This window comes from Candidatus Legionella polyplacis, assembly GCF_002776555.1.
Classification (GTDB): Bacteria; Pseudomonadota; Gammaproteobacteria; order Legionellales; family Legionellaceae; genus Legionella_E; species Legionella_E polyplacis.
In genome coordinates this window covers 339,722-357,120 of the sequence record NZ_CP021497.1, presented here as the reverse complement: position 1 = coordinate 357,120, position 17,399 = coordinate 339,722, and the positions used below count along the sequence as shown (strand labels likewise).

Genomic DNA, 17,399 nt, shown 5'->3' with positions numbered 1-17,399 from the left:
AAAATATCAAATCCCATTACGCAAAATATCATTAATTTTTACTTTACAAAAAGTCTTTTTATCTACCTTTTTTACAATTACAGCACATGATAAACTATAATTTCCATCTCTACTAGGAAAACTACCTGGAACCACAACAGACCCATACGGTATACGACCATAACTAATAGATCCAGTCAATCGATTATAAATTTTAGTACTTTTTCCTATAAAAACTCCCATAGAAATTACAGAATAACTCTCTACAATAACTCCTTCTACTATCTCTGATCTTGCACCTATAAAACAATTATCTTCAATAATAGTAGGACTATCCTGTATAGGCTCTAATACACCACCTATTCCAGATCCACCGGATATATGAACATTATTACCAATTTGAGCACAAGAACCAACAGTTGCCCACGTATCAATCATAGTGCCATGACCAATATAAGCTCCAATATTAATAAAGCAAGGCATTAGAATTGAATTTTTTCCAATAAAAACTCCATTTCGTACAACAGCATAAGGAACAACACGAATATTTTTTTTATTAAATTCATTCTCTGAAAACTTTGAAAAACGAAATGAAAACTTATCATAATATTTACAATATTTACAATCAATAACTAAATTTTTATTTAATTTAAAATAGAGAAAAATAGCTTTTTTAACCCAAGAATTAACGATCCATTTTCCAAATTTCTTTTCAGCAACTCTATATTTTCCATTATTTAATCCAGAAATTACATTATTTACTGCTATAATTATCTGATTAAAAATCTTATCAGAAGAAGATAATAACTTTCGTTTTTTATAACCGTACTCTATTATTGATTTTAGATCAAACATTTTGTATTTTCTTATTCAACTTTAAAAAATAATTTAATATAAAAATATTTTTTTAATTAATAAAAATTAATCATATATAACAAAATTTATCAAAAATAATAAATTTGCTTGCAACATCTATATAACACAATCCTATTGATAAATTTAATTTATTATCTGTTTATAAAAACATACCAATTTTATTTTTTTTTTCAAAAACAAAAAATAAAAATAATCTTTATACTCAACATATTTTAAAATCTTTTATTAACCTATACATATTTTTTATAAGGAAGATAATTAGGCACCCAAAATGAATTTTCTACAACTTTTTCTATATCAGAATTAACAACATTAACTCCAGCAATATTTTCAATAATAGCAGTTTCAGCCACAGAAATAGCTATTTTTTTAGATATAAATTGAATTTTATCTAAATACGGTAGCAAAGATAAAGAAATATCAGTTTTAGCCGGAGAATATTTTCTTAACACCTGTATTGCCGACCAAATCATGTTTTCAGACAATCTTCTTGCTTTTACAGAAGAAATTCCTAACCCTATACCAGGAAAAATAACAGCATTATTACACTGAGTAATTTCCAATAATTTATTCTTATAACAAACTTTTGGAAAAAACGTACCTGTAGCTACAACTGCTCTTCCATTACTCCATTTTATTATATCTTCTGGATGTGCTTCAATTTTCTCAGCTGGATTCGATAAAGCAAATATAATAGGCGAACTATGTTTTGCATAAAAACATAAAGATCTAATAATTTTTTCAGAAAAAGCTCCATATTGACCAGATGTTCCAATTAAAATAGTAGGACGTACCATACGTATAATATTTAATAATGAAAGATCATTTTGAATAAAACAAGGCCATTTCAAAATTTCATAAATTTTACGAGCATAAGGTTTTTGAAAGACTTTTAATGAAACATCAGAATCTATTAATAAACCTTGTTTATCTATAAGCCATAAACATGAAAATGCTTTCTCCTTAGAAAAACCTAAACGTAACATTGCATCAACAATTTGATTACTTATACCAATACCAGCAGATCCAGCACCAAAAATAATAATACGCTGATTTTCTAACTTTTGATTAGTAATGTCCAAAGCAGATAACAGAGCTGCCAAAGTAACAGCGCCAGTCCCTTGAATATCATCATTAAAAACACATATATCTCTTTTAAATTTATTTAAAATAAAATTTCCATTAACACTACTTAAATCCTCCAAATGCAAAAAAACTTTTGGAAAATATTTTTTTACTTTGTCAATAAAACAATAAATAAAACTATTATAATCTTCTACCGATATACGTAAATGTCTATATCCTAAATAAAAAATATTATTTAACAAATCAACATTATTTGTACCAACATCCAAAAATACAGGTAATATACGATTAGGATTAATTCCACCACAAACAGTATAAATTATCAATTTCGCTACAGATATTTCTATACCACCTATTCCTTGATCTCCTATTCCAAGAACACACTCACCATCTGTAACAATAATAATATCTATATTAGAATATAAAGTATTATTTAAAATAATATCTAACCTATTAATATCTTCAAAAGAAATATATAAACCATTTCCTCTACGAAATTCATAATTAAAATTTTCTACAGCCAAACTAATATTTGGAGTATAAATTATATTTATCATTTCATTTAAATAACAAGATAACAATTTGTAAAAAAGAACGTAATTCTCATTACGTAAATTATTTAAATAAATATATTTTTGAATATTACTTTTATAGTTTGAATACTGTAAATAAGCTCTTCTCACTTGTTCTTCTAAAGTCTCAACTCTATTAGGAAGATTACCAAACAAAGAAAATATACAACGTTCTTCATGGGTAAATGCTGTTCCTTTATTTAACCAAGGAATACAAAGCAAAACCTCTCTTTCTATGGAAGTTTCAAGTACTAATTCATTACTATATTTATTATATGTTATTCTATAATTCAACATAATTATTAAAAATAAAAATTAAAACTAAAATTTATAAAAATTATAATTACTATCTAAAATAAAAATCTTCAAAAAAACTATGAAAATTCTTTAAATAATTATATGATAATATATATATAATCTCAAATTTAGATCATCTAAATTTTTAGAATTTATTGTTTAAAAAAACTTTAATTTAAAATTAATAAAACTACTTAAAAAGTAAAATACAATTTTTTTAAAAAAATATTTTTTTACACATATATTAATATATAAAAATATCTTATGAAAATATTAATAAGTAACGATGATGGAATATATTCTCCCGGAATCAAGTTTCTTAAAAAAGAAATGTCACTTATAGCAGAAACTATTGTTATAGCACCAGATCGAAATTGTAGTGGGTATAGTAATGCTTTGACTCTCACAAAACCTTTAAAAATTAATAAATTAAAAAATAATTATTACAGTGTAACTGGAACACCAGTTGATTGTGTTCATCTAGGACTTACAGGATTAATTAATAAAAAATTTGATATTGTAATATCAGGAATTAATGATCAACCTAACTTAGGAGATGACATATTATATTCAGGAACAATAGCTGCAGCTATGGAAGGTAGATATTTAAAACTTCCAGCAATTTCATTATCAATATCAAAAAATAAAAATGATAATATTTATTATTACAATGTAGCTGCCATTATTGCACGTCAATTAGTAACTAATTTATATAAAAACATTTTTCCACCAAAAACAATACTAAACATAAATGTTCCCAATATTCCATTAAATAAAATAAAAGGAATAAAAATATCTAGACTAGGAACACGACATTATCCAAAATCTTTAATTAAAGATTATGATCCAAGAGGAAATAAAATATATTGGATTGGTTTACCTGGATTAAAATCTGATACTGGTCCTGGAACAGATTTTTATGCTATTAAAAATAACTATATTTCTATTACACCAATAAATACAAATCTAACCAATTATAGAATTTTTAATGAATTAAAAATATGGATCAATTCTATCCATATAGAATACGACATAATTAAAAATTAACAAAAATTATCTTTCTTTAATCTCATATACTTAAATACAGATAATATATCTTTAATAGACACACTACTAGATTTAGAAAAATATTTATTTATAATGTTTGTTTGTATACGCAAAAATGGATTAATTTTTTTTTCCATTCTTAACGTAGATGGCAATGTACAATATATATTTTTTTTTAATAAAAATCTATAATATTCGTATGCATAAATATTATTAGATTCTACTGTCAAAGCAAAACGTAAATTATTTAAAGTATATTCATGAGCACAAAACACTTTAGTATTTTCCGGTAATAACATTAATTTCATTAAAGAAAAATAAAGCTCTGAATAAGATTTGTTATCATTATACACTCTGCCACACCCTCCAGAAAATAAAGTATCCCCACAAAATAACCACCGTTGATTATATTCATAATAACTAACATGAGTAGCGGTATGACCAGGAGTTTCTATTACATAAAATTTCCAATCAAAAACATTTAAAACATCGCCTTCCATTACTATATAATTTACTATAGATAATTTTTTGTCTTTTGGACCAAAAACCAATGCATCAGGATAATAATATATTATTTTTTGAATTCCAAAAATATGATCAATATGCGAATGAGTAATTAAAATAACATTTATTTTAAAATCATTTTTCTTAACATAAGATAAAAGATTATTAGAATCTCCTGGATCAACACAAAAAATATTACTTTTTTTATCCATACCAATCCAAATATAATTATCTTGTAAAGATTTTATAGGAAAAATTTTCATAAACTCTTTTTAAAAAATAAAAAAATATCTTTAAATTAAAAAAATCATTATAAAATTATTTTATAAAAACTTTCACTAAAAACCTAAAATTTTTAATGAAAGTAAAATATTTCGCAATAAACTTAATATTGTCATAGGACCAACACCTCCTGGAACAGGAGTAATCCAAGAAACTTTTCCATTTACAGCATTAAAATCAATATCACCTCTTAACTTTCCATTCTTCAATCTATGAATACCAACATCAATAACAATTTGACTAGATTGTAACCAATTAACAGATATCACATTAATAACACCAGTAGCTAAAACAACAATATCAGCTTTTTTAATATAATTTTTTAAATTTAATGTTAATCTATGACAAACTGTAACCGTAGCTCCAGAATTTAAAAACTCTAAAACAATAGGCCTGCCAACAATAATAGAAGATCCAACAACCACAACATATCGTTTTTTAATAGAAATTTTATAATAATCTAATAAACTAATAATTCCAAAAGCAACACAAGGCCTAAATAAAGGATTACTTTGTACCAATTTCCCTATATTATAGGGATGAGATCCATCAACATCTTTAAAAGGATTAATAGATTCTATAACATTATTGATATTTATCTTTTTAGGTAAAGGAAATTGAACTAAAATCCCACAAAAATTTTGATCATTATTTAAGTTTCTAATTAATTTAATTAATTCCTTTTCTGTAATATCAGAAGGATTATTAAAAATATAAAAATCAATCCCAATTTTAGAAAAAATCTTACACTTATTTTTAACATAAATTCTAGAAGAATCATAATTTCCAACCATTATTACAGCTAATCCAGGAAAATTTATTTTTCCATACCTCATTTTTTTTATATTCCACTGAATATTTGATATGTAATCATTTAAAATTTTTTTCCCGTCTAAAAGCAAAGTTTTCATAATAAAATAATAAAGCTTTTAAAATATTTGAAAATAAAATTTCATTAAACTTAAATAAAACACTTCTTAACAAAACTGTTTTGTACAAAAATTACAATATTTAACAAGTATAAATAAAAATATTAAAAAAAAAGAAAAATAAAGAAAAAATAAAATTTTAAATATATAATCATTACTATATCTTTGAAAAGATATTTTATTTAAAATTAGAAAATTTAAATAAAATGATATATCAATTAAATTTATCTATTTAAAACAAAATATTTTCATTCATAAATACTAATATTTATATATTAAACATAATTAATAATAAATTAAATAATAATCATTTTTTTATTAAACTAAATATACTATTCAACAAATCAAATACTACTGTAAAACACCTATAAAATATCTAAACAAAAAATAAAAATTTTTTATAACATAAATTTAATTTATTTTACAAAATTAAAAAAATTTTATGATAAAATTTACAAAAATTTATCGATATAAAACTAATAATGAAAAATAATAACAATAATAATTTTATCAAACAAATAATTAAAAACTATTTACTAAAAAACAAAAATAAAAAAATAATAACAAGATTTCCACCAGAACCAAATGGCTATCTACATATTGGTCATGCAAAATCTATATTTCTTAATTTTAATATTGCTAAAGAATTTAAAGGAAAATTTCATATACGTTTTGATGACACAAATCCTAAAACAGAAACTTTAGAATTTGTAAAAAATATAATAAAAGATATACAATGGTTAGGATTTAAATCCTTTTCAATAAAATATTCCTCAAATTATTATCATAAACTATACAAACACGCTATCTATTTAATTAAGTCAGGAAAAGCATACGTTGATAGTTTAAGTCCAGAAGAAATACAAAAATATAGAGGAACTATAAACTGTCCAGGTACAAATAGTCCATACCGAAACAGATCAATATCAGAAAATCTATCATTATTCTTACAAATGAAATCCGGAAAATTTCCAAATGGCTCTCATGTATTACGTGCAAAAATAAATATGAAATCTCCAAATATTAATCTTAGAGATCCTATCTTATATAGAATTTGCCACACATCACACCAAAAAACTAAAAAAAAATGGTGTATTTATCCTATGTACGATTATGCACAACCAATATCAGATTCTATAGAAAATATTACACATTCATTATGTACTTTAGAATTTCAAGATCATAAAAAACTATATAATTGGTTTATAAAAAACTTACCCAACACATCATCCATACCAACTCAAATTGAATTTTCTAAACTTTCTTTGACTCACACTTTAACAAGCAAAAGAAAAATAAAATTTTTAATAAAAGAAAAAATTGTTTCAGGATGGAATGATCCTAGATTACCCACAATATGTGGAATGAGAAAAAGGGGATATCCACCATCATCAATTAAACAATTTTGTGAATCTCTTGGAATTTCTAAAAGTGAATCTATTATCGATTATTCAGTTTTAGAACAATATGTAAGAAATGATTTAAATAAAACAGCAAAAAGAGCATTTTGTGTAATTAATCCATTAAAAATAATTATAACAAATTATCCAAATCATAAAATAGAAAAATTTGATGCTACATATTATCCACAAAAAAAATATTTAACAAAAGATCGCATAATCCCATTCAGTAAAGAATTATATATTGAAAAAAATGACTTTATAGAAAATCCACCAAAAAAATATTTTCGTTTATCAATGAACAATGAAGTACGATTAAAATATTCATATACGATCCGTTGCACAAAAATAATCCGTAATAAAAACGGAGAAATTATTGAACTACACTGTATATATGATAAAAACTCTCTTAAAAATAAAATATATAATAAAAAAAACAAAGGAATTATTCACTGGGTTTCCATTGCACACGCACATAAAGTAAATATTATTCAATATAATAAATTATTTACAAACAAAAATCCAAATTCTGAAAAAAATTTCTTAAAATTCTTAAATCCATACTCAATGACAATAACAACTGGATGGTGTGAACCATCGTTAGCAAATCAACCAATTAACGAAATCTTTCAATTTGAAAGAATAGGTTATTATCAAGTAAAAAAAACAAAATTAAATAAAACATCTATTTTTCATAGAATCGTAGATCTTAAAAATAAATGGAATATACAGAAAGGAACATCTTAATGTTATATTTATATAATTCCTTAACAAATAAAAAAGAACTATTTAAACCAATTACCCATAAAACAGTACAAATATATGTTTGCGGAATAACCGTATATAATGACTGCCATTTAGGGCATGCAAGAACAATGATTGTATTTGATACAATTATTCGATTTTTAAAATTTAAAGGATTTACTATAAACTACATACGCAATATAACAGACATAGACGATAAAATTATTGCTAAAGCTAAAGAAAAAAATATTTCTATATATAAATTAACTAATAATTACATTAAAAAATTACAAAAAGATACCAAAAACTTAAATTTAATAAAACCCAATAAAGAACCAAGAGCCAGCCAATATATAAAAAATATTATCAATATAATAAATAAACTTATTAAAAAAGGATATGCTTATCCGGATTATAATGGAAATGTATATTTCAAAGTAAAAAATTTTAAAGACTATGGAAAATTATCTAAAAAAAATATTTCAAAACTTATTATTGGAACAAGAACAAATATTTTAAAAAATAAAAAATCTCCACTAGATTTTGCACTATGGAAAAAATCTAAAAAAAATGAGCCAAATTGGTCATCTCCATGGGGAAATGGAAGACCTGGATGGCATATAGAATGCTCAACAATGATCATGAAAGAAATAGGATCACAATGCGATATCCATGGAGGAGGAATAGATTTACAATTTCCACATCACGAAAACGAAATAGCACAAAGTGAAGCAATTAACAAAAAAATACCATCTAACTACTGGATTCATGTTGGATTACTAACTACTGACAACAAAAAAATGTCAAACTCTATAAAAAATACTCTAACTATTCAAAAAATTTTACAAAAATACCATTCAAACATTATTAAATACTTTTTCCTAAATAGTCACTACAGAAGTCCTTTAATCTATAATGAAAAAGAATTACAAAAATCAAAAACATCTCTAAATACCTTATATAAATGTTTAAAATATATAAAAACAAAATATAATACATTAAATCAACATTGGATCAAAAAATTTCAAACAGCAATGAATGACGATTTCAATACACCAAAAGCACTATCTATCTTATTCGAATTAAAAACTAATATTAACAAAACACATTCTCCACATCTTGCAATAACTCTACGATATTTAATGTCATTACTAGGATTAACAATACCCAAAACAAATAATAATAAAACAACAAAATCGAAACATTTACTTACTAATAAAAATAACCAATATATAAAATATTTATTAAAAAAACGAGAAAAAGCAAGAAAAGAAAAAAATTGGAAAAAAGCAGATATTATTAGAGATACATTAATTAAACTAGGTATAAAAGTAGAAGATAATATTAACTCTACAAAATGGTTTAAAATCTCTAAATAAATTCTATTCAAAATTAAAAAAAATACTTTTTAATATAAATATTGTATTAAATTACACTATCTATAACGAAATAAATAAAAACTTATATATTGAAAAACATATAGTATATATATATACTACTATTCATAAAATTAATTTTTTATAATTGTGTATTTAACTAAAATTCAATACTTTTTTTAAAAAACCTTAACATGAACATTAAAACATACTATTATGAACTGCTTATTTTGTGAAATAATTAATAAAAAAATTAAATCGGACATTATTTTAATGACATCAAAAGTTATTATTATACAAGATATAAAACCTCAAGCTCCAATACATTTACTCATTATACCAACAGAACATATACCAACTATAGATGAAATAAATCAAAAAAATATATATGTCATTAACAACATTATATTAAATGCAAAACTAATCGCTGAAAAAAAACAAATAAACAAAAAAGGTTATAGATTAATATTTAATGTTAACAAACAAGGAGGTCAAAAAATAAATCATATACATTTACACTTATTGGCAGGTCGTCAAATGAAATGGCCACCTGGATAAAAATGCAAGAACTATATAAAAAAATTTTAGAAACTATTGGAGAAGATGTAAAAAGAGACGGATTAAAAAAAACACCAGAACGAGCAGCGAAAACTTTTCGTTATCTTACTAATGGGTATAAAAAAGATCTTAACAAAATAACTAATAACTCTATTTTTCAATCTGACATTAAAGACTTAATTCTTATTAAAAAAATAAAAATATATTCTATATGTGAACATCATTTATTGCCATTTCTAGGATACTGCCATATTGGTTATATACCAAATGGGAAAATATTAGGAATCTCTAAAATAGTAGAGATTATTGAATGTTATTCCAGACGTTTACAAATACAGGAACGATTAACTACAGAAATAGCCAACTACATTTCATATATCTTACAAGCGAAAGGAGTTGGAGTTATGATTGAAGCTAAACATCTATGTATAGAAATGAGAGAATTTAAAAAACAAAACCCTTATATAACAACACTATCTATGACAGATGAAATAAAAAATAAACCTTATAAAAGAAATGAATTTCTCACACTAATAAAATAAAATATTTATTTAAATCCAACACCATCAAACAACTATATTTTATTTTATATATCTTTCTTATATTTATCTAAAATTTCTGATATAACTATACCAATATTTTCTGGAGAATAAACAATATTCACACCAACACTTTCTAAAGCAAAACATTTATCTTTAGCCATACCTTTACCATTAGATATTATAGCACCAGCATGACCCATACGTTTATCATAAGGAGCAGTTACACCTGCTATATACGCAACAACTGGCTTTTTTATATATCTCTTAATAAAATCAGCAGCTTTTTCTTCTAAAGATCCACCAATTTCTCCAATTAATACAATTAAATCAGTCTTATCATCTTTTTCAAATAAATACAAAACATCTACAAAATCCATTCCTATAATGGGATCACCACCTATTCCAACACAAGTACTTTGCCCAAAACCACTATCAGTAATACATTTAACTGCTTCATATGTTAAAGTACCAGATCTAGATACAACACCTATGTTTCCTGTTTTATGAATAAAACCTGGCATAATACCTATTTTACATTCTCCTGGAGTAATAATTCCAGGACAATTAGGACCAATAAAATTTATTTTCTTATTTAATTGTAAATAATACTTAATTTCTAACATATCTAAAATAGGTATACCTTCGGTAATACAAACAATTAATCGAACATCAGATTCTATAGCTTCTAAAATTGAATCCTTACAAAAAGGAGCTGGAACATAAATAACAGAAGCATCCGCATTAGTTTCTTTGATTGCTTCTAAAACAGTATCAAATACCGGTAATCCCAAATGATAATTACCTCCTTTTCCTGGGGTCACACCACCAACAAACTTAGTACCATACTCAATTGATTTTTTACAATGAAAAGTTCCTTGCTTTCCAGTAAAACCTTGACAAATTACTTTTGTATTCTTATCAATCAGTATACTCATTTTAATATAGTTCCTAATTTACTTATTTCAATTATAATTAATTTCTTAATACTCTCTTTACATAGTAAGATTAACAATTTTCCTTATAGCATCAGTTATATTAATAAAACTAATAACATTTGCAAAATTAAATTTCTTCAATAAGCTAAAAGCTAAATTGGAATTATTTCCATTCAACCTAATTACAATAGGTATATCAATATAAATATTTTTAATAGCAAATATTATACCATCAGCAATAATATCACAACGAACAATACCACCAAAAATATTAATTAATACACCCTTTATCCTTTTATCTGAAAAAATAATCTTACACGCTTCAACGACTTGATCTCTTGTTACACTTCCACCTACATCTAAAAAGTTAGCAGGAACACCTCCATAAAACTTAATCATATCCATTGTTGCCATAGCTAAACCAGCTCCATTCACCATACAACCTATATTTCCATTTAAAGAAATATAATTTAAGTTCCACTTTGATGCCCAACTCTCTTTATAATCTTCCTGTTTTATATCTCTCATTCCTTTTAAATAACTTTGACGATACAAAGCATTATCATCTACTCGTATTTTCCCATCTAAACATATATATTCATTATTATTAGTTAAAACTAAAGGATTAATTTCTAGCAAAGACAAATCATACTTAAAAAACATTTCACTAACTTTCTCAATTAAAAAAACAAAATTTTTTAATAATTCATCTTTTAAACCTAATTTAAATGCAATAGACCGTAACTGAAATGGCATAATCCTTAAAAAAGGATCTATACAAAATTTAAAAATTTTTCCTGAATCCTTTTTAATAGATTCTTCAATATCCATTCCACCAAAATCAGATACCATTAAAATAATCTTTTGTTTAAAATTATCTACGGTAATTCCTAAATAAAATTCTTTGTTAATCTCTCCGATTTTTTCTTCTAATAAAATTTTTTCTACAGGAAAAATTGAATGAGATTCTTTTCCAATCGATAATTTTTTATGTAGCAAAGAATTTATTGTATTAACTATATCCATTTTATTATTTGATGTAAACTTTACCCCACCATTTTTCCCTCTCTCACCAGAATGAATTTGAGCTTTAATAACCCATTCTAATATATGATTATATTTAGAAATAAATAATAAGGCTTCATCTACATTAAAAACAACTTTTCCAATTGGAACTTTTAAACCAAAACTAACAAATAATTGCTTAGATTGATATTCATGTAAATTCATTATTCTTTCTCTCTTTTAATATAAAATACATAATTTAAATTTCTAATAATAAACATGCAGGATCTTCCAAAAATTTTTTTATGGAAAGAACAAATTGTATGGAATCTTTTCCATCAATTAAACGATGATCATAAGAAAAAGCAACATACATCATGGGTTTTATAACAATTTTCCCATATTCAACAATAGGACGATCTTCAATTTTATGCATACCTAATATTCCAGACTGAGGAGGATTAATAATAGGAGTTGACAATAAAGAACCAAAAACACCACCATTAGTAATAGTAAACGTACCACCATTCATTTCTTCGATAGTTAATTTATTTTCCATCACTTTATTAACATAATCTTTCATAGTATTTTCTATATCAGCAATATTCATTTTATCTACATTTCTTAATACCGGAACAACCAATCCTCTTTTACTGGAAATCGCAACACCGATATTGTAATAATTATGATAAACAATATCATTGCCATCAATAAAAGCATTAATAATAGGATATTTCTTTAAAGATTCTACAACAGCTTTAACAAATAAAGAAATTAATCCTAATTTAACATTATATTTTCTTTTAAAACTTTCTTTATATTTATTTCTTAAATTAACAATCGCATCTAAATTAATCTCATTAAAAGTTGTTAACATAGCAGAATTATTTTTAACATAAAGCAATCTTTCAGCAATCTTAGATCGAATACTATTCATTGGAACTCTGATTTCCTCACTTTTATTTAATAAAAGTGAATTTATATCAACATCATTAGCACAATTTTTATTTTTTTCTTTAAAAGAATTTTCTTTATATTTGTTATAATAAATATTATTCTTTTTAAAAAAACTTTGATTATCTAGATGATAAACATCATTCGAACTTAAACCTTTTATTTTAATTAATCTTCTTTGAGAAGGAGACATTATATTTTTACTTGTTTTATCTAAAATTTTATCAGCTTTAATATCATAATCTTCCTTAATTTTTTCCGTTAATTCTCTTGTATTATCCAAAAATGATTGATGATTCATATCACTAATTTCAATATAAGCTAATAAATCATTGGATTTAACCTTATCACCTATAGAAAAACAAATCTTTCTCAATATTCCATCTACAGAAGATGGAACTTCTAAGATAATTTTATCTGTTTCCAAATCAACAATATTTTCACTACAAATTACCTTATCACCTACTTTTTTATGAAAAGCTACTACAGTCGCCTCTAATACTGATTCCGGTAATAAAGGAACTTTAACTTCAAATAACATATTTTAAAAAACCTTTATTTTAAATAAATAATATATTACCCAATATATAACATAACATTTTTCATATACAAAATATTTAATAATTACATAAAAAAACAATTTAAAAATTAATAACAATTATTATATATTTCTATACTAAAGCTATAAACTAATAGCATCCTCAATAATTTTTCTTTGTTCAACAATATGTTGTTGAAAACTTCCTACAGCAGTTGAAGCTAAACAACCTCTTCCGATATAAATAAAATTTATATTCCTAACTTTTAAATATCTTTCAAGATTTATTTTAATAAATCTCCAAGCTCCTTGATTTTTAGGTTCTTCTTGACACCAAACTACCGTTTTTACTAAAGAGAACTTGTCTATTTCGTTTAAAATTTCCTTTTTAGGAAAGGGATATAATTGTTCTAACCTAATTAAATGAATATTAGTTATATTTCTTTCTTTTTTTCTATTAAAAATCTCATAATAAATTTTACCACAACATAATATTATTTTATCAATTTTTTTTTCTTCAACTATATTTATTTTAGAATAAATTGTATAAAACTTTCCAAAAACAAAATCATCTATAGACGAAACTGATAATTTATTTCTTAACAAACTTTTAGGCATCATTATTATCAATGGTTTTTTTATATTTCCTATAACTTGTCTACGTAATACATGAAAAACTTGAGAAGGTTCCGTTGGTATACAAACCTGTATATTATTTTGTGCTGATAATTGTAAAAATCTTTCTATTCTAGCTGAAGAATGTTCAGGACCTTGTCCCTCATAACCATGAGGTAAAAATAAAACTAATCCAGAAGAAATCCCCCATTTACTTTCTCCAGAAACAAGAAATTGATCAATAACAACTTGAGCAACATTTGCAAAATCTCCAAATTGAGCTTCCCAAATAACTAAACAATGAGTATTAAAAATAGAATAACCATATTCAAAAGCCAATATAGATTCCTCAGAAAGAGGAGAATTAATTATTGCAAAATTTCTTCCATAATTACTTGCCATAACATGCAACGGTCTATAAACACTATCAGTTTCCATATCATAATATATCGCATGTCTATGACAAAATGTTCCACGAATACTATCTTGCCCTGATATTCTAATATCATAACCATCATGTAATAAACTAGCATAAGTAAGTATTTCTGAATATCCCCAATTTATTGGAAGATTTCCAACAGACATTTTTTTTCGTTCTACTATAATTCTTTTAACAACAGGATGAAAAATAAAATTATCTGGAACATAACTTATATCTTTAGAAATTTTCATAAAAACTTTTTTAGATATTCCTGTACAAACAATATTCTTATTATCTTCTCTACAAGATGTTACTAAATAACTTTTATCAAAATTACTCTTTTTAGAAAATTCATTTTGTAAATTATCCACTAAAATCTGATCTTTTTCTAACAAAAAAGAATATTCTTTAATAAAAGAAATTATTTGTTTCCTATCTATAATTTTTTCTTCAATAAGTTTTTTAATATATAACTCTAAAACTGTAGGAATTTTTTTAATTTCTCTATACATATTTGGTTGAGTAATAAATGGATCATCAATTTCATTATGTCCATGACGTCTATAACAAATTATATCAATAATAACATCTCTCTTAAAACGCATTCTAAACTCAAAAGCAATCTTAATAACAAACAACGCAGATTCAGGATCATTTCCATTAACATGAAAAACTGGTATTTCAAACATTTTAGCTATATTTGTACAATAAAAAGTAGATCTTAAATCATATATATTATCAGTTGTAAAACCAATTTGATTATTTAATACAATATGTATTGTTCCACCAGTAGTATAATTATCAATACGTGATAAATTAAATGTTTCCATAACAATACCCTGTCCAGAAAATGCAGCATCCCCATGAATGATTATAGGAAGAACAGTATTTTTTTCTTTTAAATCATTATTTTTACTTAATAAAGCACGTGAAATTCCTTCAATCACAGGGTTTATAATTTCTAAATGTGATGGATTAAAAGATAAATAAACATGAATAATATTTCCATCAATACTAAATAAATTAGAAGAACATCCCAAATGATACTTAACATCCCCAGTATAATATTTACTAAATTGATCTTCTTTATTAGGTTCATTGAATAAATCACTTACTTTTTTTCCCATAATATTAGATAACATATTTAAACGACCTCTATGTGCCATACCAATAACAATATTTTTAATTTTATTTTTTCCTGAAATATTGATTATTTCCCGAATAACTGGAATTAATACATCTCCCCCTTCTAAAGAAAATCTTTTTTGACCAACATATTTAATACTCAAAAATTTTTCAAATTCATTAGAAGCTATTAAATTTCTTAATATAAAATATTTTTTTTCTATAGAAAAATTTTGTTTACTTTCAACTGATTCTAAATATTGTTGAATCCAATCAATCATGACTTCATCGTGAATATGTAAATATTCAACTCCAATATTTTTACAATAAACTTCTTTTAAATTACTTAAATTTTTATTTAAATCTATCTGAAATTTGTTAATATAATCATGAATAAAAAAAGATTGATTTACATCAAAATTATTAAATTCATATGTATCTATATCTAATTTTTTTTTAATAAAACTATTTTGATTCATTTTTCCTAAAAAAACTAACGGATTCAATGAAGCTAAATAATGTCCAAAATTTCTATAAGAATTTACTAAATCTTTTATTTTACTATTTATGATAAATTGTTTAATCCTTTCATTATTGTTAAAACTTAAAATATCAATAGAACTTTCTTTTTTATTTAAAACTATCTTCTTAATCAATACTTCATTATCTAATTCTTTAAATTTATTAAAAACACTTTTCCAAATATTAGAATTTAACAATGAATTATTTATAAAATCTTCATATAAGTTACAAATATAAAATATATTATCTATAGATAACTTAAAAATTAAATTCACCTTACTTAAATTTTTATTTAAATCTTTCATTTCTCTATTTATAAAATACTTTCATTCAAATTCTTATAATTTAAAAAAACATCTTTAATAATTTTAAACGAATTCTTGAAATAATCTCTGTTATATTAATATTTTTTGGACATACAGTAGTACAATTCATAATAGACCTACAACGAAATACACTAAACGGATCTCGTAATTGATAAAGTCTATCTAACTTCTTCGTATCACGACTATCAACTATAAATCTATATGCTTGAACAAGAGCAGCTGGCCCAACAAATTTATCCGGATTCCACCAATAAGAAGGACAAGAACTAGAACAACAAGCGCATAAAATACATTCATATGAACCATTTAATTTTTCTCTATCATTTTGAGATTGTAAATATTCAGAATAAAACATTTTTTCCTGATCATTTAATAAATAAGGTCTAATACGCGCATATTGTTTATAAAAAGTACTTAAATCTACCACTAAATCACGTATTACAGGAAAACCTGGCAATGGTTTTAATATTAATCTTTTACTTTTTATAGAAAATATTTTCGTAATACAACTTAAAACATTTTTTCCATTAACATTTATAGCATCAGAACCACAAACTCCCTCTCTACATGAACGTCTAAATACAAGTGTAGAATCTTGTTCTAATTTTATTTTTTCCAAAACAGAAAGTAACATAATATCCTTGTTATAAGGAACATTAACTACATAATTTTTCATGTAAGATTTACTATCCTTATTAGGATAATAACGATAAATTGATAAATATATTTTTTTAAAATTACTCAAAATTTTTTTCCTTTTTTTATT

14 protein-coding genes are annotated in these 17,399 nt (G+C 23.8%); 5 read left to right on the top strand and 9 right to left on the bottom strand.

The features are described from left to right. Positions 1–6 precede the first annotated feature (6 nt). Positions 7–834, bottom strand: a complete 828-nt coding sequence (dapD, locus tag CCU22_RS01770) for a 2,3,4,5-tetrahydropyridine-2,6-dicarboxylate N-succinyltransferase (protein WP_100114876.1) — start codon at positions 832–834, stop codon at positions 7–9. A gap of 251 nt (positions 835–1,085) precedes the next feature. Beyond that, positions 1,086–2,810 carry an NAD-dependent malic enzyme gene (locus CCU22_RS01765; RefSeq protein ID WP_100114875.1) on the bottom strand — a complete coding sequence of 575 codons (1,725 nt, stop codon included), beginning with the start codon at positions 2,808–2,810 and terminating at the stop codon, positions 1,086–1,088. A 264-nt stretch (positions 2,811–3,074) separates the two neighbouring features. Between CCU22_RS01765 and surE the strand changes: the two genes are divergently transcribed. Next, positions 3,075–3,857, top strand: a complete 783-nt coding sequence (gene surE / locus CCU22_RS01760; protein WP_100114874.1) for a 5'/3'-nucleotidase SurE — start codon at positions 3,075–3,077, stop codon at positions 3,855–3,857. Here surE and gloB read toward each other — a convergent pair. Beyond that, positions 3,854–4,624, bottom strand: a complete 771-nt coding sequence (gloB, locus tag CCU22_RS01755) for a hydroxyacylglutathione hydrolase (protein WP_100114873.1) — start codon at positions 4,622–4,624, stop codon at positions 3,854–3,856. The genes surE and gloB overlap by 4 nt on opposite strands. A gap of 75 nt (positions 4,625–4,699) precedes the next feature. Continuing rightward, on the bottom strand, positions 4,700–5,554 hold the full coding sequence (locus CCU22_RS01750) for a bifunctional 5,10-methylenetetrahydrofolate dehydrogenase/5,10-methenyltetrahydrofolate cyclohydrolase (protein WP_100114872.1): 855 nt from the start codon (positions 5,552–5,554) through the stop codon (positions 4,700–4,702). A 500-nt stretch (positions 5,555–6,054) separates the two neighbouring features. Between CCU22_RS01750 and CCU22_RS01745 the strand changes: the two genes are divergently transcribed. From CCU22_RS01745 to folE, 4 genes are all read left to right on the top strand, one after another. Continuing rightward, a complete protein-coding gene (locus CCU22_RS01745; protein WP_100114871.1) occupies positions 6,055–7,719 on the top strand; it encodes a glutamine--tRNA ligase/YqeY domain fusion protein in 1,665 nt (554 codons plus the stop codon). Further along, positions 7,719–9,095 (top strand): cysteine--tRNA ligase, encoded by a 1,377-nt coding sequence (cysS, locus tag CCU22_RS01740; protein WP_100114870.1) that lies wholly within the window; start codon positions 7,719–7,721, stop codon positions 9,093–9,095. The genes CCU22_RS01745 and cysS overlap by 1 nt, the downstream gene beginning before the upstream one ends. A gap of 213 nt (positions 9,096–9,308) precedes the next feature. Further along, positions 9,309–9,650, top strand: coding sequence for an HIT domain-containing protein (locus CCU22_RS01735; protein WP_100114869.1), 342 nt, complete (start codon positions 9,309–9,311; stop codon positions 9,648–9,650). Between the two features lie 2 nt (positions 9,651–9,652). Continuing rightward, positions 9,653–10,192 carry a GTP cyclohydrolase I FolE gene (gene folE, locus CCU22_RS01730; protein WP_233485128.1) on the top strand — a complete coding sequence of 180 codons (540 nt, stop codon included), beginning with the start codon at positions 9,653–9,655 and terminating at the stop codon, positions 10,190–10,192. Positions 10,193–10,236: 44 nt separating this feature from the next. On the opposite strand, the gene sucD is transcribed toward folE, so the two are convergent. The 5 genes from sucD to CCU22_RS01705 form a co-directional block, all read right to left on the bottom strand. After that, a complete protein-coding gene (gene sucD / locus CCU22_RS01725; RefSeq protein ID WP_100114867.1) occupies positions 10,237–11,127 on the bottom strand; it encodes a succinate--CoA ligase subunit alpha in 891 nt (296 codons plus the stop codon). 57 nt (positions 11,128–11,184) lie between these two features. Next, positions 11,185–12,357 (bottom strand): ADP-forming succinate--CoA ligase subunit beta, encoded by a 1,173-nt coding sequence (gene sucC, locus CCU22_RS01720; protein ID WP_100114866.1) that lies wholly within the window; start codon positions 12,355–12,357, stop codon positions 11,185–11,187. A 34-nt stretch (positions 12,358–12,391) separates the two neighbouring features. After that, on the bottom strand, positions 12,392–13,627 hold the full coding sequence (sucB, locus tag CCU22_RS01715; protein WP_100114865.1) for a dihydrolipoyllysine-residue succinyltransferase: 1,236 nt from the start codon (positions 13,625–13,627) through the stop codon (positions 12,392–12,394). 141 nt (positions 13,628–13,768) lie between these two features. Further along, entirely contained in the window at positions 13,769–16,612 is a 2,844-nt protein-coding gene (locus CCU22_RS01710) for a 2-oxoglutarate dehydrogenase E1 component (RefSeq protein WP_100114864.1), read from the bottom strand. Positions 16,613–16,652: 40 nt separating this feature from the next. Then, entirely contained in the window at positions 16,653–17,378 is a 726-nt protein-coding gene (locus tag CCU22_RS01705; RefSeq protein WP_100114863.1) for a succinate dehydrogenase iron-sulfur subunit, read from the bottom strand. Between the last annotated feature and the right edge of the window lie 21 nt (positions 17,379–17,399).